Genomic DNA, 22275 nt, shown 5'->3' with positions numbered 1-22275 from the left:
AATGCATGATTCAAGATCATGCATTTTTTATATCAGGAAACAATTTTGACCTCATTTATCAGTTATAAAAAACGATTAAACTTAATCACGCCTTATTTTTTTGCTGCGTTCAGCATATAATAGCTACTATTTTTCGCTCATTGCGATCTGTTGGTTTTTCAATTGAGGAGTCCTGCGTGGCCCAATATATTTATACGATGAACCGAGTGTCTAAGATGGTTCCGCCAAAGCGCGAAATCTTAAAAGACATCTCTTTATCATTTTTCCCGGGTGCCAAAATTGGTGTGCTCGGTTTGAACGGTGCGGGTAAATCTACCTTGCTTCGTATTATGGCTGGCGTAGATAAAGATTTCTCTGGTGAAGCTCGTGCACAACCTGGAATTAAAATCGGCTATTTAGAGCAAGAACCGCCGCTTGATCCAACTAAAGACGTTCGTGGTAACGTTGAAGATGGCGTACGTGAAGCTCTAGATGCTTTAGAACGTCTTGATCAGGTATTTGCTGAATATGCAGACCCAGATGCAGATTTTGATGCGCTTGCAAAAGAGCAGGAAAAATTAGAATCAATTATCCATGCTTGGGATGCACACAACTTAAATAACCAGCTTGAAATCGCGGCAGATGCCTTGAATCTTCCAGCATGGGATGCAGACGTAAGTAAGCTTTCAGGTGGTGAACGCCGCCGTGTAGCACTTTGCCGTTTATTGCTCTCTAAACCAGATATGTTACTTCTTGACGAACCGACGAACCATTTGGATGCAGAGTCTGTATCTTGGTTAGAGCGTTTCTTAAAAGACTTCCCTGGTACAATTGTTGCGATTACGCATGACCGTTATTTCCTTGATAACGTTGCAGAGTGGATCTTAGAGCTTGACCGTGGGCATGGTATTCCTTACCAAGGTAACTATACTTCTTGGTTGGAGCAAAAAAATGCTCGTTTAGAACAAGAGCAGAAACAAGAAGAATCTTTTGCTAAAGCATTGAAAAAAGAACTTGAATGGGTTCGTCAAAATGCGAAAGGTCAGCAAAAGAAAAACAAAGCGCGTATGGAGCGTTTTGAAGAACTTAACTCACGCGAATTCCAACAGCGTAACGAGACCTCTGAAATCTATATTCCACCTGGTCCACGTTTAGGTAACAAGGTTGTTGAAGTAGAGAACATCAGTAAATCATTTGGTGACCGTTTACTTTACGAAAACTTGTCATTTACGGTACCACCAGCAGCGATTGTCGGTATTGTAGGTCCTAACGGTGCGGGTAAAACGACTTTATTCCGCATGATGACAGGCGAGCAAAAACCTGACACTGGTACTGTAACACTGGGTGATTCGGTTAAAGTTGCTTATGTTGGTCAGATTCGTGACACTTTAGATGATAACAAAACAGTTTGGGAAGAAGTTTCTGGCGGTTTAGATATCTTGAAAGTGGGCGATTATGAAATTGCATCACGTGCTTATATTGGTCGCTTTAACTTTAAAGGCCAAGATCAGCAAAAACGCGTAGGTGAATTGTCAGGTGGTGAGCGTAACCGTTTACAACTTGCAAAAATCTTACAGCAAGGTGCAAACGTTATCTTACTGGATGAGCCATCAAACGACTTGGACGTAGAAACTTTACGTGCACTTGAAGATGCAATTTTGGTATTCCCTGGTACGGTAATGGTTGTATCGCATGACCGTTGGTTCCTTGACCGTATTGCAACTCACATCTTGTCATTTGAAGATGAGCAACCAGAGTTCTATACAGGTAACTATACCGAGTTTGAAGCATATCGCCGTGCTAAGCTTGGTGATGATGCTCAACCACATCGTAAGAAATACAAAAAAATTGGTGGCTAATTACACCTAAATTGAAAAACCAGCCTAAGGGCTGGTTTTTTTATTAGAAGGCAAGTTTACTGAAAGCTTCTTGTAAGCAGCGTTCAGCGTCGGGATGACCTTGACTTGCTGCTTTGTTTAACCACTTTTCAGCTTCAGTGTAGTTTTTATCTAAACCAAATTGACCATTTAAATAGCCAATACCAAGTTTAAAAGAAGCGTCAGCATTACCTCTTAAAGCTGCACGGAGGTAACACCACATCGCATTGCGGTCGTTTGGGGTAATATCTAGCCAATTTTGCATACGTTCATGATCTTGTACGGCTAACTCTTCAAAGCGTAAGCCTTGTTCAATTTCATCCTCAGCTTGTGAATGCATATCGGCTGGTAAGTTTTCAAAGGCAAACAAGTGATTAAGCCCATGCTTGATTGTTTTCATATCCATGATAGTCTCCCCTTGTTCCTCAATCTGATTGAATTGACTCACACTTTTAAGCTAGTCCCTTATATTGAAATCTTATGTTTTATTTTGTAAATGTGATATAGCGCATTTGGATGAAAAATGATGAGGTTTTAGCTTACATAAAAGTTACAGATGTTTTTACGCTTAGCGAAATTTATAGGTAAACAAAGACTCTCTTGAGTAAATTTAAAACTAGAACATAATTTTTTTTGGAATGCGAAGAATTCAATAAGACTTATCAATATCAAACAAAAGAAATTTTTTTAAACAAAACCAGCTTTAAAGCTAGTTTTGTATTTAAGTAAAAAGTTTTTATTTATTAAAATCGCCTCTTAAATCAGACCAAATTAATAACGGATAAATAGTTACCACATCAAAAGTCATCGCTAATGGATAGAGTACTTTGCGAGTAGCGCTTTTAAACGGGTGCTTCGTTGTTGTTTCAATTTTTTCTTGTAGTTCAACGGCATATGGTTTTTCTAATTTTTGCTGTATATCTTTTGGATTTTTAGCTTCATACAGTTGGCCCTTGAAAAAAATATTAATATAGGGGTACTGATTTTTTTGTTGCTCAAGTACTGCATTAAAATTTTCTCTAAACCCCAATTTTTTTAACATATCTTTTTGTTTTTCTTTGAGATTTCCTAATTGGGTGTTATAGCGAACTTGGATTACACCATTGAAATGATTTGCATCTTCCATAGTGAGTATAAGAGGGGAAGGGATATTAAGTGTTCTGTCATTAGTAGGTATAGTTTTAATAATCTTTAAAAATTCAGAACTACCATCAGTCATTAAGTAATTATAGTCTTGACCAACAAAGACAATACCTTGTTTTTGGTCATCTTTAACGGCTTGCCCGAGTGCAATAATCTGATCAGTTTTTAAAATATTTGTCTTAACTTCGGTTGTTTCGCTAGGAAGGGTATTGGACAACATTGTAGTTGCACAACCGCTTAAACCGAGGCAAGTTACTAATATAAAAGTAGTTAAAGTTTTATACATACATATTGCTCTAAAAAAATTCTTTTATGCAGAAAAATTTGGAAAATTTCTAAGTAAGAAAGTGAACCTATAATTCAATGTTTTGTAATTTTATTACATGGCGGGAGCCTGCTATAGTGGCTTTGTTCAACTTTTTAGTTTAATGGTGTGCTGTTGCCACGTTCTGCACTTTTCATGTCCGTCTTATTCTGTTTGCTTATATTCCAAAGTTTATGGAATGTGGCAGCGGCATTTTGCGCCCATGAAAATCAGGAAAAAGCATTGCATCATTTTGGACATCATGCTGCTTTGAGTTATGAATCTTCACAGCATAGCCATAGTGAAAAGACTGACGTCGCAGGGACTAGTCACAAAGCTCCTTTGAACTTGTCTGATCATCATGATCATTTACCTTCATGTTTTCATGTTGTGATTGTAGAAGCACAAGAAAAAATTGTTTCACCGTTAATACAGTCATCTGAGCCAAAACAACAATATTATTGGTCTAATTCTTATAAGTCTCCTCATATCCCTAAACAAGACCCGCCTCCTGTTTTAACCCTGCTATAGGTGGGATAGCCGAAAAATAACCCACCAGAAATATTATTTATTTCATAGGGTTACTTTATGTCTATTTTTTTATACGAAAAACGTTTCGTTAGTCTGAGCTCATCTTGGATACTTAAATCATTAGTTGTTGCGGTTGCGCTTTCAACTAGTGTTGTAACAACTGCGGCTAATTCAAATCAAAACCTTGCTGAAAATACTCAACCGCAGCGTATACAGAATGTTTTAACGTTTGAGCAAGTACTAGAGCAGGTTAAGCAATTTCAGACACAAACAGGAATTTGGCAAGCTCAACAAGATATCGCAGAGAGCAATATCAGACAGAGCCAGTTATGGGAAAATCCGACGGTTTCTGTACAGCAAACGGGTTTTAAATCTGGAAAAGATCAGGAACTAGAACTTGGTATATCGCAAAAACTAGATGTTTTTGGTGTACGTTCCGCAGCAAAAAAACTGGCAAGTGTCCAGCAAAATCAAGTTGTGTTAAATCAGGTTTTATATGAGGCTCAACTGAAGCTTGCTGTCAAATATTTATGGTCACAAGTTTCGATTTTGGAACTTGAACATGAAGTTGCGAAAGCACAATTAAAAACGAGTAAGAACCTTTTAGATGCTACTCGTTTACGCTTTCAGGCCGGTAGTATTGCTCAGGTTGATTTAGACCGGACTTTAATGACGCATGTTGAAAACCAACGTTTATATCAGGAAGTTGAATTATCACTAAGTAGTGCCAAAAGAAAATTGGCGAACTTATGGGGTGAGACTGAAGATAACTTCACCTTACGTCCAGATATAAAAAGTGCGTGGCCTTTAAAAAATGAAGGTGACATCGATCAATACTTAAAACAGAATTTGTTAGAACAGTCCATGCGACTTCAAGCCATCCAACAAAATTCTGAAATTAATTATTTAAAAGCAAAAAATCGTCCAACACCTACCGTAAATATGGGCGTGGTTCGTAGCAAAACCGCAGAAACGAGCAGTACCGAAAATCAGATTCGAGTAGGTATTGCGGTTCCTTTAAACATTTTTAATCGCCAGCAATATGCCCTGAAAATTGCCCAAAGCAAACTTGATTTAATTGCCCAGCAGCAAAGTTTTTATAAAAAGCAAAGCCTAGATTCTATTCGTACTCTACAGTACGAGTTGGCTGGTTTAAAGCAGCAATATAACTTGATGAATGAGCAACAGATTCCTTTATCAGAGACGGTACAGGAGAAAATGTTGCTTGGCTTCAAAGTCGGTAAATTTGCAATTACTGATGTTCAGCAATCTACCCTGCAATTACAAGAACAACGATTGAAGAAAGTTCAACTCCTTAAATCTGCTTGGCAAAAAGCTATTGAGGCTGAAAGTTTAGCTCTCGGGATCGATCCAAATATGGTGATGTCCGGAGATGCATTAAATCAAATTAATCAAAATTTATGGCAAGACACCTATAAGTTGCCAACAGTTGGAGGGGCAGAGTAATGTCAGTTAAAAAAATGAAAAACCAATGGCTTATTGCTCTTTCGCTGCTGATTGCTTGTCTTGCTTTAAGTGCTTGGTTATTTTTCTCAGGGAAAAAGCAGTCCACTACTGAAAAAAGTGAAGAAGGGCATGCAGAAGGTGAAGCGGGTCATGAAGAGTCTGAAAAAGAGGAAGGAAGTTTAAATCTCACTTCCAAGCAACTGGTTGAATATGGTGTGAAGTTAGAGCAAGTAGGGCGCGGAGAAGTTGAGCAGAATCTCTCATACCCTGCCAAACTTGTTGTAAATACAGACCAGCAAGCACATGTCTCTTCAACATTTTCTGCCCGAGTGGATAGTGTAAATGTTGCGCTGGGACAACAAGTTGAAAAGGGACAGGCGCTTGCGACTTTATTTGTACCAGATTTGGTCGATCAACAAGCTAACTTAAGCATGGCGCAAGAAGCGCTAACATTAGCTCAGCAAGATTATCAGCGTGAAAAACAATTGTGGCAGCAAGGTGTTTCAGCACGACAAGATTATCAGCGTGCTTACAATGCTTATCGTCAAGCGCAAATTCAGGTACAAGCTGCAAATAGCCGTTTAAGTGCCTTGGGAGCGACTCGCTCAAGTAAAGGTCGATATGTTTTAACTGCACCTTTAAGCGGTGTAATCAGCAGTAAAGATATTGTTATTGGTGAGCAAATTGGCCCTGAAAAACAGTTATTTGTTATTGATCGTCTAGATCAGTTATGGGTTGAGTTTGTGTTACCAAGTACAAATACCAATATTCAGCCTAATCAGGAAATTGAATTTAAATCACTGCAAACGAACAATATTTTCAAAGCACAGGTACAAAGTTTAACGTCAGAAGCGGATAGTCAAACTGGTCGATTACAGGTTCGGGCCAAGGTGCTGACACCTTCAAAAGAATTACGTCCTAACTTAATGGTCAACGTGTTACTGAAACAAAATAATGCAGCGACGGTATTACGGGTTAACAAGGCAGCGGTACAACAGATTGATGGAAAGAATGTGGTCTTTGTTGCAAAACAGGAGAAGGACAAAATTCATTTCGCTCCAGTTACCGTAGAGTTAGGCAATTATTCTTCAGATGCACAATGGGTCGAGGTTAAATCCGGAATTACTGAAAAGCAGCAATATGTGACTCAAGGTAGTTTCTTGCTCAAGTCCGAACTTGAAAAAGGGGAGGCTGAGCATGGACATTAATAAACCTGATTTGCCAGCGGCTGAAGGTTTGTTTGATCGGATCATTCAGTTTTCAATTAAAAATGCCATCTGGGTCATGATGTTTGTTATTGCTTGGATTGGTGTTGGAATTTATAGCTACCAGAAACTTTCAATTGATGCCGTGCCAGATATCACCAATGTGCAGGTACAAATCAATAGTCAGGCTAATGGTTTTACAGCACCGGAAGTTGAGCAAAGGATTACTTATCCGATTGAAAATGCCATGTCCGGCATTCCAAATCTGGAACAGACTCGTTCAATTTCCAGATATGGTCTTTCTCAGGTCACGATTATCTTTAAGGATGGTACTGACATTTACTGGGCAAGACAGTTAATTAATCAACGTTTACAAGAAGCTAAGAGTGCTTTACCCGATAGTATTGATCCACAAATGTCTCCAATTTCAACTGGACTTGGTGAGATTTATCAATGGGTGGTAAAAGCGGAACCTAATGCTAAAAAAGCAGATGGTTCAGCCTATAGCGCAATGGACCTGCGTGAAATTCAAGACTGGATTATTCGGCCCCAGTTGCAACGTGTGCAAGGGGTAGCCGAGGTTAATAGCATTGGTGGATACAACAAAACCTATGTGGTTTCACCAGATCTAACGCGGTTACAGCAGTTGCAGATTCCCCTCACCGATTTACAAGATGCGCTTCAAAATAACAATGAAAACCGCGGTGCCGGATTTATTGAAGAGAATGGTCAGCAACTCACAGTCCGTGTACCGGGTATGCTGACGTCGATACAAGACATTCAGAATGTTACGGTTGCTACTAAAAACGGTTTGCCTATACGGGTTGCTGATGTGGCCTCAGTATCGATTGGTCATGACTTACGTACTGGTGGTGCTACTTATAATGGGCAGGAAACTGTTTTAGGTATCGCCATGATGATGATGGGTGAAAACAGTAAAACCATTGCCAAAGCGATTGATCAAAAAGTTCAGGAAATCCAAAGATCACTCCCTCAGGGTGTGGTGATTGAAACAGTCTATGATCGTAGTAGCCTCGTAGATAAAGCAATTAAAACAGTAGCTAAAAATTTGATTGAAGGAGCGATTTTAGTCATTGTTATCCTGTTCATTTTTTTAGGAAACTTTCGTGCTGCTTTAATCACTGCTTGTATTATTCCATTAGCAATGCTTTTTACCTTAACGGGCATGGCAGAACAAAAAATTAGTGCCAACCTCATGAGCTTAGGAGCTTTGGACTTCGGGATCATTGTCGATGGGGCAGTTGTTATTGTTGAAAACTGTATTCGGCGTTTAGCTGAAGCGCAGCATTTAAAAGGTCGTTTACTAACACGTTCAGAACGTTTTACAGAGGTATTTCTAGCCGCTAAACAAGCACGACGTCCATTAATATTTGGTCAGATCATCATTATGGTCGTGTACTTACCAATTTTTGCTTTAGCAGGCGTAGAAGCAAAAATGTTCCATCCTATGGCAATGACCGTCGTTTTAGCGTTATTGGGAGCAATTATTTTATCTGTGACCTTTGTTCCAGCAGCTGTTGCTTTATTTGTTACGGGTGAAGTGAAGGAAAAAGAAAGCCGCTGGATGATGAGCTTGAAAAAAGGTTATGCAGGCTTACTCGATAAGGCTTATGCCTTCCGATATGTTGTTGTCACAGCAGCGGTCAGCATCTTGATTTTGACAAGTGCAATTGCAACACGAGTGGGTAGTGAGTTCGCACCTCAGTTAAGTGAAGGTGATTTTGCACTGCAACTCATGCGTGCACCGAGCACTGGTATAGAAGAGTCGCTTAAGATTCAGGAGAATGTGGAAAAGCAGTTATTGAAAGCTTTTCCCGAAATTAAAGCCATTTTTGCAAGAACAGGAACAGCCGAGGTTGCTACAGATGTCATGCCTCCTAATATTTCCGATGGTATTGTTTTATTAAAACCACACGATCAATGGCCAAACCCTAAAGAAACGATAGATGAACTGCGTGCCAGAATGCTGCAGTTCGTGAACCAGATTCCTGGTAATAACAGTGAATTTTCACAACCGATTGAACTACGTTTTAATGAGCTTATTTCAGGTGTACGTAGTGATATTGGGGTGAAAATTTTTGGGGACGATATGCAGGTTCTCAATCAGGAAGCGGAAAAAATAGCTCAACAGCTACGTAGCATTCCGGGTGCCAGTGAAGTCAAAGTTGAACAGACTGACGGTTTGCCATTACTGAATGTAGATGTTGATCATGCATTGGCTGCCCAATACGGTCTATCAGTCAAATCTATTCAGGATATTGTGGCTGCCAGTATTGGAGGGCAGAGTGTAGGGCAAATTTTACAGGGTGATAGACGTTTCGATTTTGTGATTCGTTTGCAGGAAAACATGCGTACGCCTCAGCAGTTAGCTCAGTTACCGATTCGCTTACCAAATGGTGGTCTGATTCAGTTACAAGACGTCGCTAAGGTTGAGAATATTCTAGGCCTTGCTCAAGTAAGTCGTGAAAATGGTAAGCGCCGCGTCATTGTGACAGCAAATGTGCGTGACCGTGATCTTGGGTCTTTTGTACAAGAGATGCAAAGCAAACTGGCACAGCAAAAGCTACCTAGCGGCTACTGGTTAGGTTATGGAGGACAGTTTGAGAATCTTGCTTCTGCTACAGCAAGAATGCAAATCGTTGTGCCGATGGCGCTCATCATGATCTTTGTGTTGCTCATGGCCGTATTCAGTAATTTTAAAGACAGCTTACTGGTATTTAGTGGAGTTCCTTTCGCTTTATCTGGTGGATTAGTGGCTTTATGGCTGAGAGATATACCACTTTCGATGTCTGCTGGGGTCGGTTTTATCGCTTTATCGGGTGTTGCAGTATTAAATGGTTTGGTCATGCTCACGTTTATTAAAGAGCTGAGAACAACTTTAGATGTTCATGCGGCAACCTGGAAAGGAGCGGTATTACGATTACGTCCAGTATTAATGACAGCATTTGTTGCTTCACTTGGTTTTATTCCGATGGCTTTGGCAACAGGAACTGGAGCCGAAGTGCAACGACCTTTGGCAACGGTCGTAATCGGTGGCATTATTTCATCTACGATATTAACTTTGGTTTTATTACCGGTCATTTATCGATGGATGAATGAAAGCAAAGCGAAAAGCGCTGAGCATTCATAATGTCATCATTTTGAGATATCTTTTTTGATGACAGCGTCAATTCAAAAAAGTGTTTGAAAGAGGTAAAGATAGTGATGTTTCCATCGTTATCTTTACCTCACCATAAAGATAAATAATAAGGAGTCCGCAAAATGGGTGGACAACATGGTCATGATCATAGTCATGCTGTAGTGACTGAAGGTAATGCTAAGAAATTAATGATTGCTTTAGCACTGACTTCAACATTTTTAATTGTTGAGGTCGTTGCTGGATTAATTACACAAAGTTTGGCATTACTCTCCGACGCTGCGCATATGTTTACCGATGCCGCTGCTCTGGCAATTGCTCTGATTGCAATTCAGATTGCGAAGCGTCCAGCCGATAATAAACGTACTTTTGGTTATCAGCGCTTTGAAATTTTGGCTGCATTATTTAATGCGCTCATGCTGTTCGTAGTGGCAATTTATATTTTATATGAAGCTTATATTCGCTTCTCTAAGCCGCCTGAAATTCAAAGTGTGGGTATGCTCATTGTGGCAACCATTGGTTTAGTGATTAACCTTATCTCAATGAAAATCCTCATGTCGAGTGCCAATAATAGCTTAAACGTGAAAGGTGCTTATTTAGAGGTGTTGAGTGATGCACTAGGCTCGGTTGGCGTTATTATTGGTGCAGTTGTGATTTACTTCACCAACTGGTACTGGGTCGATACGATTATTGCGGTATTGATTGGTTTTTGGGTATTACCAAGAACTTGGGTTTTACTGAAACAAAGTATTAATATTTTGCTCGAAGGCGTACCTGAAGAAGTCGATATCGAAAAGTTACGTGCAGATTTATTGTCTTTAAATGGTGTTGAAAGTATTCACCAACTCAAGGTATGGGCGATTACTTCTAAAAACATTCATTTAACTGTGCACTTATTTGCGCCTGAAGCTGACCGTACTAAGCTCTATCAAGATGCTGTTGAAATGCTTTCTCATGAGCATGGTATTGGCGAAGTGACATTGCAAATTGAAGATGATGCCGAGATCAATTGTCAGCATATCGCTCAACATGCTTCACATGAACATGATGAGACTGATAAAGAACATTCACATCAGCACTAAGCTGATGTGAATACTTTTTTTAAATTTCCCATTCGTGATTGCAGTCACGACATTTCCAATGTTTTTGTGACTGCATAAATGCTTGCATAGACAATTTAAAGTCCGGCAAATCACGCCAGAACATAAACCCCGCCCCTAGAGTCACAACAAAAACAACGACCGTTGCAATTTGTAGAGAAGTGCCTGCACCATTGCCAAAAATCCACATAAAAATACTAATTACAACCAAGAGTAATAGTACAAAAATGGCAGGAACTAAAATCACTAAGCTCTTAGGCACAACAGGTTTGGCACTGTTAACACCTTGGCTTACTGGCATAATTTTAACACTTTGACATTGAGGGCAACGATATTGCATGACAGCTCCACATTAAATTTGAATCTATTCTAACGGAAATGCAAAGAAAGGAAAAAAATTGTAGGGCTTTTAAAAAGTGACATAAAAGTTAGATATAAAAATACTTTTTTGAAACAAGCATATATGAAAAAATGATGATTTATGCGTACACATAAAAGTTAAAATAGTACCGCAGAGCATGCTAATCTAGATAAAAACCAAGTGTGTTCAACACTGGAAATGAGCTGAAAAGCTGATTAATGGGATGCGAAAGAAATATAAAAAGGAGAGGGACTTGGGTCAAGAAGATGACAATAAGTCGGAGCCTATAACGACATCAACAGTTTCAGGGAACCCTGACCCTATAAAACTGTCATTCTCACGCCGTTTGCTGCATAAGACCTTGCAACATGCTCATGATGCCGTCGGATTTGCTAGTGATACGACACGTAATCTTGCAGAGGTTGCAGATGCAGCCTTAGATGCTTTAGACCATGTAACAACTCATACAAAGCGTGGAGTCGTTGGCATGACCAATCTGGCAGCAGGAACTGTTAGAGATATGGTCTCTGAAACCAGTGAAACTGCGCGTCAGGTTGCGTTAATTATGGCCCGTACTTTTCTAGGTAAGAGTACGCTGAATTTATATTTGCCTGAAATGCTGTTAAATAGCCAAATTCGTAAATGAATAGATCGGTCAGAAATTGATGATATTAAAGTTCAATGTGGCAATGATCGGTTTCAGGTTGAAATCGATGGGCACTATCACCGTTTCCTATATCGGCTGAGTTTAGATTTTCGGGTATTGGAATGCCGTATTGGGCAAGAAAAATTCTTACGTTTACGTCAAATGGATGAAAGCCTAGATGTACAAATTCGACATGGTGGAACATTGTCGAATTGGGCAGTCCGTCGTATCGGACGAGTAGGTTTCGAAGTCATTAACATGTTGCCTATACCATCACTGATTAATCATTTGATTCGTGATATTCCGGGTATTCAACGTGATGGTCACCGTATGTGGTTTATTGACCTTGAACAGGCAGGGTTTATTGATTTCATTAACAACCGTTCATGGATGGTAGAAAAACTTTTAAGCTTGACAGACTTTAGTATTTTACCGGGACTCAATATTTTGAGGGAAAGCCGGGAGCTTGTGCAGCAACTGGTAGATCAATTCGAAATAAAAGGACTACGGGTTCAATCAGGTCGTCTTGAAGTCCAAGTTGGAATTGCGAATTAAATTATATAAATGAGAAGCTGATTGATGATCAGCTTTTTTATTGCGTACATAAGAAAAAAGCCACTGTCTTCATGCAGTGGCTTTTTAGAATTTGGCGTCCCTACGGGGATTCGAACCCCGGTTACCGCCGTGAAAGGGCGATGTCCTAGGCCTCTAGACGATAGGGACTTATATGAGGCATACATCTGAAAAATATTGGCGTCCCTACGGGGATTCGAACCCCGGTTACCGCCGTGAAAGGGCGATGTCCTAGGCCTCTAGACGATAGGGACTTATATGAGGCATACATCTGAAAAATATTGGCGTCCCTACGGGGATTCGAACCCCGGTTACCGCCGTGAAAGGGCGATGTCCTAGGCCTCTAGACGATAGGGACGTTTCAGAGGTGGGCGTATATTAGGTCGATTTAATAAAAGTGTCAAATAGTTTTCTGAAGAAATATTAAAAAAAACATTCAAGCGCTTAAAAATAACTCAAATTGTAGAAAATATAGGCATTTATGGCTAATTTTTATTGAAAAGGTTCAATAATTGCTTTGATGACTGCATGGTGTTGTAAGTACCCTACAATTTCATGGGGTTGGTTCGCAAAAGTAAAAATTTCTTGATTGATAATTGGTGGAGTGAAATTAAAAGGTGCTTCACTTAATGGGAAAGCTGTTAAAAAATCATCTTTTGAGTAGAAATTATACCAATCGCCATTGAGGCATTTTGGTCGTTCAATCGGAATAGGGAGTTTACTTTGGATCACCCGAAAAGAAAGTGGTGAAGCTAAGGTAACAAAGCGTTGTACTGAAAAGTGATAAGCCGGGTCTGATAACAAGTGAAATGCGATCACGGAACCTAAAGAGTGAGCGACTACAATACAATCTTCATCATCATGCATTTGTTTTAAAATTCTTTGATGAACTTCGTACATAAAATCAGGATTAGATAAGTACATGTAAGTTTCAATCAAGAATTGTTGAATTAAGCTCTCATGTAATTTAGGAAAATTATTTAAAAGAACCACCATTTCTTTAAGAACGCGATCTTTTACTAACTGTGAAGTCAGATATAAACGTTCTGATAAGCTTTCTGTGGGTTGATCGGGGGAAAGAGGAAGATGTGGCACAAAAGGAGTATGTTCCTTAGGTGTGTTGGCTTGTGAGTGTAAATGAATAGGCAAATGAAAGTTAAAGGATTTTGGAAGTAAGGTGTTTAAATCTAATTGATTAGAGAGTTGATATTTCGTCATTAAATCGCCATAAAAAGGCATGTGTATATGTAAATCTCTTAAATTAACTCTACAGTGCAATTGTTTTAAGCCCAGTTTAAAGACTCTTAGCCAGTGCTCTTTTAAACGATGTGCTGTGTAATTTTGTTGATTCATCCCATGGATAAATATAATTTTCATTGTATACAAGGAATTGTTTTTAATATAAATTTTAATCTACAACGGTAGATTCTATAAAGCCAGTATCTAAACAAAAAAAAGTGTAGCTTTTTGCTACACTTTTTAATTACAAGCACTTAGGCCTTATGGCGATAAAAAATAAAATAACTGATATAGCATAAAGCCGTAAAAATTAAGCAACCTACAAAACCTGCTCGCATTTGAGGGTCTGCTGCCATACTTAAACAGGTAATAAAGCAGAATAGAAAACCCAAAATTGGGACAATAGGAAATAATGGTGCAGCATATTTTAAATCTTTAACCGTATGTCCAGCTCGGTACCAGTGTCTACGGAAATTGAACTGACTTAAACAGATACTCATCCAGACAATAACCATGGTGAAAGCTGCAACGCCGAGTAAGTTTTTAAAGATGGTTTCAGGTGCAAACTGTTCCGATAACAAACCTGGGATTGCGCCAAACATGGTGACTACTAAAGCAACAATAGGTGTCCCACTTTTTGAAAGCTTGGCAAATACACTTGGAAGAAGCTTTTGTTCTGATAAAGACCACATCATGCGTGAAGCGGCATACAAACCCGAATTGGCGGCTGAGAGCAGTGCAGTAATAATTACAAAACGAATGATATCATCTGCATATGGAATACCAATGTAATTAAATACAGTAACGAAAGGACTGCTACTTACACTTTCACTGCTTAAGCCTGCAAGCTGGAAAGGGAGTAATGCACTGATCACAATAATGGTACCGACAAAGAAAATAAGAAGGCGCCAGATTGCAGCATTAATCGCTTTAGGGACGTTTTGTGCAGGATCTTTAGTTTCACCAGCAGCCACACCAATTAGTTCTGTCCCAGAGAACGCAAAATTCACAATCAGCATGGTAGTAAAGATAGGGAGGAAACCGTGTGGGAACCAGCCTTGGGCTGTTAAATTACTAAACAGAGGAGCAGTTTGAGCGCCATGAAAAGGAATTAAACCAAAAATGGCTAATAACCCAAGCACAATAAAGGCAATAACGGTAACAACCTTAACAAGCGCTAACCAGAACTCAGATTCAGCAAATACTCGAGTTGAACTAATATTTAGCCCAAAAATCGTCACTGCAAAAATAAGTGTCCAGATCCACATTGAAATTTGCGGCAACCATTCCTGCATGAGTAGGGCAGCGGCGGTAAATTCGGTCCCTAGCGTTGCTGTCCATGTTAGCCAATACATCCATGAAATCATGTAGCCTGTACTTGGACTAATGTACTTTTGGGCATATGCACCAAAAGAGCCAGAAACAGGCATGTGCACAGCCAGCTCGCCTAAACAGAGCATAACCATGTAAGCAATTGCACCCCCAAGAATGTAGGCAATAATTGCGCCAATAGGTCCAGTTTGTGAAATGACTTCCCCTGAACCCAAAAATAAACCAGTACCGATTGCACCGCCTAGCGATAACATCACAAGGTGGCGAGTACTCATGGCTCTTTTTAAAGGTGCAGTACTGTTCTGATGCTGAGCATCTAGTTGATTGTCAGATGGCTGCATATTACACATTGAGAGAATTTAAGAAAGACGCTATTTTAGATAAAATAGACAAATGTGCAATCAAGAAGGTGTCAAAGAATAGACAGGAAGGTGACGATAGAGTCTTTAAAAGGAATTTTTAAAATAGAAAATGGCGTCCCTACGGGGATTCGAACCCCGGTTACCGCCGTGAAAGGGCGATGTCCTAGGCCTCTAGACGATAGGGACTTGATGAGGCAAACACAAAGGATCTTGGTGGAGCCAAGCGGGATCGAACCGCTGACCTCTACAATGCCATTGTAGCGCTCTACCAACTGAGCTATGGCCCCAGTTTGTGTGAGCGCAATATTAGGGTGAATGCGCCCACACGTCAACAAAAAAATGAATTAAGCTTCGCTAGTTGCTTCATTTTTCGGCAGTTTTAAGCTTTCATTGAGCTTTTCCCAGTTTTTCACCTCTTTTTTACTCGGTGCACCAACAATTTCTAATGCATGTCGTAAGCGAGCAAAGGTTAAATCTGGACCAAGCGTAACCATTGATTGCATAACTGGTGTTGAACTGGTTGAGCCAGCAATTGCGATAAAGAAAGCAGGCATAAAATCACGTAGTTTAATACCCATTTGATTTGCCAAGTCCATTAAGGTTTGGCTAACCGTGTCATTATTCCAGGTAAACTGACTTTCAAGACGCCAAATAGCAAATTGTAAGCTTTGGCGAACTTGTTCTTGAGTCAATTTTTTACTTTCAAACATTTCGGCTGTAATTTGTGGCATATGGTTAAAGTAGAAACCAGCCCAATTTACTGCTTCAGAAAGTAAATTAATACGCGGTTGAATTGCAGCAGCAATATCTTCTAATGTATTGCGGTCACTCTTCCAAGTAAGTAAACGGTCTAGTAGCTGGCCTGGTGTTAAACCTTTAATCCATTGACCATTTAACCAATTGAGTTTTTCAACATCGAAAATTGGGCCGCCTAAAGATACACGTTGAATATCAAAGTGATCCATCATGTCTTGCAGGGTAAATACTTCACGCTCATCTGGCATTGACCAGCCCATACGGCCTAAATAGTTGAGTAAGGCTTCTGGCAGAACGCCGATATCGCGGTAGTAGTTAATTGATGTTGGATTTTTACGTTTAGATAACTTCGACTTATCTGGATTACGTAGCAATGGCATATGGCAAAGTGTTGGCATTTCCCAACCAAAGTATTGGTAAAGCAACTGATGCTTCGGTGCAGAAGGAAGCCATTCTTCACCACGTAATACATGAGTGATTTCCATTAAATGGTCATCAACGACATTTGCTAAATGGTAAGTTGGTAAACCATCAGTCTTAAGAAGGACTTGCATGTCGACTTGTGCCCAAGGAATTTCTACTTCCCCACGGAGTAAGTCGTTAAATTTACATACACCTTCTTCTGGAACTTTCATACGGATGACATGAGGTTCGCCTGCTTCTAGGCGGCGAGTTACTTCTTCTTGAGAAAGCTTTAAACCGCGGCCATCATATTTTGGTGTTTCACCGCGAGCCTGCTGTTCGGCACGCATTTGATCAAGTTCTTCTGCTGTAGCGAAACAGTAAAAAGCATGGCCTTTTTCAACAAGTTCTAACGCGTATTGCTTATAAATTCCCATACGCTCTGATTGGCGATAAGGCGCGTGTGGGCCACCCACATCTGGACCTTCAGACCAATTTAAACCTAACCAGCGTAAAGAATCTAAAATCATTTTTTCAGATTCTGGTGTAGAGCGAAGTTGGTCTGTATCTTCAATTCTTAAAATAAATTCCCCGCCATGTTGTTTCGCAAAACACATGTTGAATAAGGCAATGTAGGCAGTACCAACATGAGGGAAACCAGTAGGAGAAGGTGCAATACGAGTACGAACTTTCATAGATAATGGGTCAAAATAAAAATTGAAACTATTATAACGAAAAAGCCCAGTATTCTGACGTTTTTATTTAACGGCAGACTGGGCTTAATTTGAAACGATGAGGGGCCGTTTCAAATATTAAGAAGTATGTGGCTGGAAGATGGCCTGAACAAAACGTGAAAAACGTTCATGCTGTGCAGCAAGAAAATTTTGAGTAGGTGTCACACGAATAGTGTTAAGTACTTTTAGCTCATCATCTGTAGATGGTAAGGCTATAGTATTGCGTTTTTGTTGGTCTAGCGCTTTTTCAATAAGCGAAGACTGACGGTCCGAAACGCTTTTGCTCGGTGTATCTTTGAGTGCTGCGGCAACAGATAATTGTGATGCAAAACTGAGCACCAAACCCAAACTCAAAGCTTTTCCATACTTAGTTTTCATTTTTTACTCATCCCCTCAGTACGTACATTTCGTCGATTTTTTGAGTTTAACCAAATGTAAAATTACGGTAACGCTACGATTCAAACATAAATTTTAATAAAAAAGTAGAACTATGTCACACTTTTTACAAAAAACACCTTTATTTCACCTTGGTATCTTTTAAATGTAGCCTATCTGTATCCATTACGTCTCATTATTTAACAAATTAATGTGTAGATAAAGTGAAGACTATAAATAAACTATAAGAATAATTACAAAACTTTTCGAAATTATGAATAAAAACTAAGCAAAATTTATATCGTTTAAAGTGATTAGTAAACCTTGAATTGTTATAAGTATTTGATGGAAAAATGAAAACATAAAAATATAGTATAGTTTAAAAATGAAATTGGTTTTTATAAATGAAAAGAATAGCAATAATTACGGTCGCTACATATATGGGGTTAGCCGTAAGTGCAGTACAGGCTGCGACTACATTTTTAAATGTTTCTTATGATCCAACCCGTGAATTTTATCAAGAATATAATCAGGCTTTTGGAAAATTCTGGAAGCAACGTACAGGTCAGGACGTTGATTTTAAACAATCCCATGGTGGCTCTGGGAAACAGGCTCGAGCTGTAGCGACAGGCCTTCAAGCAGATGTGGTGACCTTGGCTTTAGCGAATGATATCGATGAAATTGTTAAAGCCGGATATATCCAACCGAACTGGCAAAAAGAGTTTCCTAATAACTCGGCACCTTATACATCTACGGTTGTATTTTTGGTTAGGAAAGGTAATCCAAAGAATATTCGTGATTGGAATGACTTAACTAAACCTGGTGTTGAAATTATTACGCCTAATCCGAAAACGGGGGGAGCGCCGCGTTGGATTTATCTTTCTGCATGGGGATATGCTTTAAAACAGCCGGGTGGAAATGATGCCAAAGCAAAAGAGCTGGTTAAAAAACTTTATCATAATGTCAAAGTGCTAGATTCTGGAGCACGTGGCTCGCTGACTACATTTGCTGAGCGCGGAATAGGAGACGTTCTACTCTCTTGGGAGAATGAAGCATTATTGGCAACTAAAGGGCTTGATAAAGATAAATATGAAATTGTTTATCCATCCATTTCAATTTTGGCAGAGCCTTCTGTTGCGATTGTAGATAAAACAGTCGACAAGGACGGTAACCGTACCTTGGCAAAAGGCTATCTTAACTTTTTATATTCACCTTTAGGACAAGAGTTGGCCGCTAAACATTACTTCCGACCACGTAATCCTCAGGTCGCTGCAAAATATGCAGCACAATTTCCAAAAATTAAATTATTTACGATTAATGATGTTTTTGGTGGGTGGGCAAAAGCTCAGCAAACTCACTTTGCCAATGGAGCCATCTTCGATCAGATTTATGAAGGGAAATAGTAGAGATAAATATAGCTAGAGTAGCCGTTTAAAAATTACTTAAACTTTTAATATTGAAGCAAGTGAACCTGAAAAGGTGAGCTTGCTTTTTTATTTTGCTTAAAAAATGCAAAGAAAACGGTTTTCTCTATGAAAAATTAATATTTTCCTACAAAAAGCCGTTTGGTGTTCATCGTAAACAAGGTGATAATGTACAGTTACATTTTTACGCTATGATTTAACTCCTATGTCGCATATTTCTGTCTTACTTTTTGAGACCGTTGAAAGCTTATTGGCAGATCGCACAACTGGGGTGTATATCGATGCAACCTTTGGACGAGGTGGGCATACACGCTTATTATTGTCGAAACTCGATGAAAACGCTCGAGTATATGCCTTTGATAAAGATCCTCAGGCTCTAGAAGTTGCAGCCGCTTTAGCACAAGAAGACCCGAGATTTACCATTATTCATGCAAGTTTTGCTGATATAAAAGAAAAAATGCAGGAAATTGGGGTGCAAAGTGTCGATGGAATTATGGCAGACTTAGGCGTATCTTCTCCTCAATTAGATCAGGCAGAACGCGGCTTTAGTTTTATGCAAGATGGCCCTTTAGATATGCGTATGGATAACTCTAAAGGTTTGACTGCTGCTGAATGGTTACTTGAAATTGAAGAGGAACAGTTGGCGAATATCATTTATCAATATGGTGAAGAACGATATAGTCGACGTATTGCTAAAGCAATTAAACAAGCTGGAAAATTAGATACGACAGCACAACTGGCTGAACTTGTAAAAACAGCTCATCCAAAATGGGAAAAACATAAGCATCCGGCGACACGTACTTTTCAGGCTATTCGTATTGCTATTAACAAAGAACTAGATGATATTGAAGTGTTTTTACCGCAAGCTGTAGACTTGCTTAAACCAAATGGACGTTTGTCTGTGATCAGCTTCCATTCGCTTGAAGACAGGTTGATTAAACAGTTTATTCAAAAAGAATCAACGCTTGCAGAAGATTCTGGTTGGGGGATGCCTCAACAGCAGGTTGATACGAGAAGATTAAAGAAAATTTCACGAGTTCGTGCGAGTGAAGAAGAAGTAAAAGCGAATCCACGTTCACGTAGTGCATGGCTTCGGGTTGCTGAACGCTTGGAACAAAAAGGCGCGTAATGAAAAGCAGTGATGAAATCGAAACCACAGAAAATAAAGTGGTCAAAAAAGTTGTGATATATACAGTCATGGTGGCGTTGGTTTTCATCAGTGCCATGATGGTGGTATTGCAAGTATTTGAATATCGTCATGATTATAGAGAGTTAAGCTCTTATATGCGTGAACGTGATGACCTCAATGCTGAATGGGGACGTTTATTGATTGAGCAACAAACATTTGGTGCGACTGCTCAAATTGGTACGCGTGCTGTGACACAATTACGAATGTTTTCGCCACCGGCTGCAGAAACGGTGGTAATTTCTTTACCGATGACCTCAGAGCAAAATAAGTAAGGCCTTGCTGTATGGTAGATAAGCGAACAAAGCAAACACGAAAAAAACAGCAGTCTATTTCGGAAAAACCAAGTCTTGCCTTTGATATGTGGCGGTTTTATCTGCTCTGGGCAGTGGTGCTCCTGTGTTTTGTGGTATTAATTGCACGTGCATTTTATGTTCAGATCATTAATAAGGACTTTTTACAAAATAAAGCCAATGCCAATATTTTGCGTACTGAACGTGTAGAAGCTATGCGTGGTGTAATTAGTGATCGCCACGGTGTGCCTTTAGCGATCAGTAGTCCAATCATGAAAATTGTGATGGACCCACGTGATTATTTTGAAACTAAACATTTATATGATCAAATTTCGGCTGAACTAAAACAAGATCCAAAAAATCGTAAATTAAAACGCCAATTACCAGATAAAAATTTAAACTTAGATGAGCTTGCCGATGTGGTCGGTGTTGATCGTGCTGACCTTAAGAAACAGATGAATGCGCGTCCGCGTTCTCGTTATTTAGTTTTGAAAAAAGAAGTACCGCCGCAACAAGCTGACCTCATTATGAAAGGTAACTTCCAAGGGGTTTATGCAGAAAAAACTTACAAACGCTATTATCCGCAGCCACAACCAAATGCCCAAATTATTGGTTTGACTAATAGTGAGGGTCAAGGTGTTGAAGGCCTAGAAATGCAGTTGAATAAGCAGCTTTCTGGAGTAGATGGCGAACAAAAAATTATTCGTGATAAGCGTGGTAATCGTTTAAAAGTTTCTGAGGTGATTCGTGAGGGCGAGCCGGGTGAGAATATCACTTTAAGTATCGACTCTCGTTTACAGTACATTATGTATCGCGAATTGACCGCAGCGGGTGTTGCGAATAATGCACGTTCAGCAACGGCTATTGCGGTTGATGTTAAAACGGGTGAGATTTTGGCAATGACCAGTTGGCCATCTTATAACCCGAATGATAAGAATGGCTTGTCTAATAAAGATGCTATGCGTAACCGTGGTGCGATCGATATGTTCGAACCGGGTTCAACCATGAAGCCATTTACTATTTCTGCTGCATTAGAAACTGGTCAATACACACCAAATACGATTGTAAATACCTCTCCTGGTTCAATGCGTTTAGGTTGGCATACTATTCGTGATACCCATAACTATGGGGCTTTGACCGTAACAGGTGTGATTATTAAGTCTTCAAACGTGGGCTCTGCAAAAATTGCATTATCACTTCCAAAAGAGACCTTACCGACCTTCTTTAATCGTGTTGGTTTTGGTAAGCGTTCTGCTGTGAAGTTCCCAGGGGAAAGTTCTGGTTTAGTACTTCCTGTAAATAAATTAAACTCTTCTCAAATTGGTACCATGGCTTATGGTTATGGTCTAAACGCAACTATTCTTCAGCTGGCACAAGGCTATGCCATGCTTGCAAATCATGGCGTCAAAATGCCATTAAGCTTGCATAAATTAGATCAGGCACCTAAAGGGGAGCAAGTTCTTAACCCGAAAATTGCTGATCAAGTCTTGTTAATGCTTGAGCAAGTGACTATGCCGGGTGGTACAGCGACACAAGCCAATATTCCAGGCTATCGAGTAGGCGGTAAAACAGGTACTGCTCATAAATTGCGTGCTGATGGTAAAGGCTATTCAAATAGTGAATATCGTGCTTTATTTGCCGGCGTTGCACCAATTAGTGATCCGCGTTTAGCTGTTATTGTGGTTGTGGAAAATCCACAAGGTCGTTACTACGGTGGTTTGGTTGCTGCCCCAGTTTTCGCTCGTATTATGCAAGAGTCACTACGTTTAATGAACGTGCCGCTTGATAAGCCACTTAATACTCCACAAAATCCTATTCGCAGGTAAGCT

At 39.6% G+C, this 22275-nt stretch carries 17 protein-coding genes, 5 tRNA genes and 1 pseudogene; 11 read left to right on the top strand and 12 right to left on the bottom strand.

Features of this window, described 5'->3' with window-relative positions:
- Positions 1–176 precede the first annotated feature (176 nt).
- On the top strand, positions 177–1838 hold the full coding sequence (gene ettA / locus J582_RS13545; RefSeq protein WP_002052196.1) for an energy-dependent translational throttle protein EttA: 1662 nt from the start codon (positions 177–179) through the stop codon (positions 1836–1838).
- A gap of 43 nt (positions 1839–1881) precedes the next feature.
- Here ettA and J582_RS13540 read toward each other — a convergent pair whose 3' ends face one another.
- Positions 1882–2262 (bottom strand): tetratricopeptide repeat protein, encoded by a 381-nt coding sequence (locus tag J582_RS13540; RefSeq protein WP_004711619.1) that lies wholly within the window; start codon positions 2260–2262, stop codon positions 1882–1884.
- A gap of 330 nt (positions 2263–2592) precedes the next feature.
- A complete protein-coding gene (locus tag J582_RS13535; protein ID WP_031982142.1) occupies positions 2593–3285 on the bottom strand; it encodes a hypothetical protein in 693 nt (230 codons plus the stop codon).
- A 153-nt stretch (positions 3286–3438) separates the two neighbouring features.
- Between J582_RS13535 and J582_RS13530 the strand changes: the two genes are divergently transcribed.
- The 5 genes from J582_RS13530 (at position 3439) to J582_RS13510 (ending at position 10745) form a co-directional block, all read left to right on the top strand.
- On the top strand, positions 3439–3834 hold the full coding sequence (locus J582_RS13530) for a cation efflux protein, CzcI-like (RefSeq protein WP_342451356.1): 396 nt from the start codon (positions 3439–3441) through the stop codon (positions 3832–3834).
- Positions 3835–3891: 57 nt separating this feature from the next.
- Positions 3892–5301, top strand: coding sequence for a TolC family protein (locus J582_RS13525; RefSeq protein ID WP_017392592.1), 1410 nt, complete (start codon positions 3892–3894; stop codon positions 5299–5301).
- Positions 5301–6509, top strand: a complete 1209-nt coding sequence (locus J582_RS13520) for an efflux RND transporter periplasmic adaptor subunit (RefSeq protein WP_031982139.1) — start codon at positions 5301–5303, stop codon at positions 6507–6509. The genes J582_RS13525 and J582_RS13520 overlap by 1 nt, the downstream gene beginning before the upstream one ends.
- On the top strand, positions 6499–9657 hold the full coding sequence (locus tag J582_RS13515) for an efflux RND transporter permease subunit (protein WP_031982138.1): 3159 nt from the start codon (positions 6499–6501) through the stop codon (positions 9655–9657). The genes J582_RS13520 and J582_RS13515 overlap by 11 nt, the downstream gene beginning before the upstream one ends.
- Before the next feature lie 131 nt (positions 9658–9788).
- Complete coding sequence (locus J582_RS13510; protein WP_002051646.1) at positions 9789–10745, top strand: cation diffusion facilitator family transporter; 957 nt, start codon at positions 9789–9791, stop codon at positions 10743–10745.
- A gap of 19 nt (positions 10746–10764) precedes the next feature.
- Here J582_RS13510 and J582_RS13505 read toward each other — a convergent pair whose 3' ends face one another.
- The gene (locus J582_RS13505; RefSeq protein ID WP_002051673.1) at positions 10765–11103 is read right to left on the bottom strand and encodes a membrane protein; all 339 of its coding nucleotides are present in this window, start codon (positions 11101–11103) and stop codon (positions 10765–10767) included.
- A 274-nt stretch (positions 11104–11377) separates the two neighbouring features.
- On the opposite strand from J582_RS13505, the pseudogene J582_RS0104705 reads away from it, so the two are divergent.
- A pseudogene (locus J582_RS0104705) lies at positions 11378–12325 on the top strand (hypothetical protein).
- 92 nt (positions 12326–12417) lie between these two features.
- Here the strand turns inward: J582_RS0104705 and J582_RS13500 are convergent.
- From J582_RS13500 to J582_RS13460, 9 genes are all read right to left on the bottom strand, one after another.
- Positions 12418–12493: transfer RNA gene (locus J582_RS13500), tRNA-Glu, on the bottom strand.
- 28 nt (positions 12494–12521) lie between these two features.
- A tRNA-Glu gene (locus J582_RS13495) sits at positions 12522–12597 on the bottom strand.
- Positions 12598–12625: 28 nt separating this feature from the next.
- A tRNA-Glu gene (locus J582_RS13490) sits at positions 12626–12701 on the bottom strand.
- 134 nt (positions 12702–12835) lie between these two features.
- Positions 12836–13720: a hypothetical protein gene (locus J582_RS13485; protein WP_080660957.1), complete on the bottom strand. Its 885-nt coding sequence runs from the start codon at positions 13718–13720 to the stop codon at positions 12836–12838.
- A 116-nt stretch (positions 13721–13836) separates the two neighbouring features.
- Positions 13837–15255, bottom strand: coding sequence for an amino acid permease (locus J582_RS13480; RefSeq protein WP_031982134.1), 1419 nt, complete (start codon positions 15253–15255; stop codon positions 13837–13839).
- Positions 15256–15386: 131 nt separating this feature from the next.
- Positions 15387–15462, bottom strand: a tRNA-Glu gene (locus tag J582_RS13475).
- Between the two features lie 25 nt (positions 15463–15487).
- Positions 15488–15563, bottom strand: a tRNA-Ala gene (locus J582_RS13470).
- A gap of 57 nt (positions 15564–15620) precedes the next feature.
- Positions 15621–17129, bottom strand: coding sequence for a glutamate--tRNA ligase (gene gltX / locus J582_RS13465; RefSeq protein WP_002051704.1), 1509 nt, complete (start codon positions 17127–17129; stop codon positions 15621–15623).
- 117 nt (positions 17130–17246) lie between these two features.
- Positions 17247–17546 carry a hypothetical protein gene (locus J582_RS13460; protein WP_031956437.1) on the bottom strand — a complete coding sequence of 100 codons (300 nt, stop codon included), beginning with the start codon at positions 17544–17546 and terminating at the stop codon, positions 17247–17249.
- 401 nt (positions 17547–17947) lie between these two features.
- Here J582_RS13460 and J582_RS13455 point away from each other — a divergent pair, with 401 nt between their 5' ends.
- From J582_RS13455 to ftsI, 4 genes are all read left to right on the top strand, one after another.
- Positions 17948–18946 (top strand): sulfate ABC transporter substrate-binding protein, encoded by a 999-nt coding sequence (locus J582_RS13455; protein WP_031982132.1) that lies wholly within the window; start codon positions 17948–17950, stop codon positions 18944–18946.
- 226 nt (positions 18947–19172) lie between these two features.
- Positions 19173–20096 (top strand): 16S rRNA (cytosine(1402)-N(4))-methyltransferase RsmH, encoded by a 924-nt coding sequence (gene rsmH / locus J582_RS13450; protein WP_031982130.1) that lies wholly within the window; start codon positions 19173–19175, stop codon positions 20094–20096.
- On the top strand, positions 20096–20428 hold the full coding sequence (locus tag J582_RS13445) for a cell division protein FtsL (protein WP_002051754.1): 333 nt from the start codon (positions 20096–20098) through the stop codon (positions 20426–20428). Before rsmH ends, J582_RS13445 begins: the two co-directional genes overlap by 1 nt.
- Before the next feature lie 11 nt (positions 20429–20439).
- Positions 20440–22272 carry a penicillin-binding protein PBP3 gene (gene ftsI / locus J582_RS13440; protein ID WP_002051677.1) on the top strand — a complete coding sequence of 611 codons (1833 nt, stop codon included), beginning with the start codon at positions 20440–20442 and terminating at the stop codon, positions 22270–22272.
- Positions 22273–22275 lie beyond the last annotated feature (3 nt).

The organism is Acinetobacter sp. 1566109, from assembly GCF_000582255.1.
GTDB lineage: Bacteria > Pseudomonadota > Gammaproteobacteria > Pseudomonadales > Moraxellaceae > Acinetobacter > Acinetobacter nosocomialis.
The sequence above is the reverse complement of the archived record's forward strand: the minus strand, read 5'-3'. Positions and strand labels throughout refer to the sequence as shown.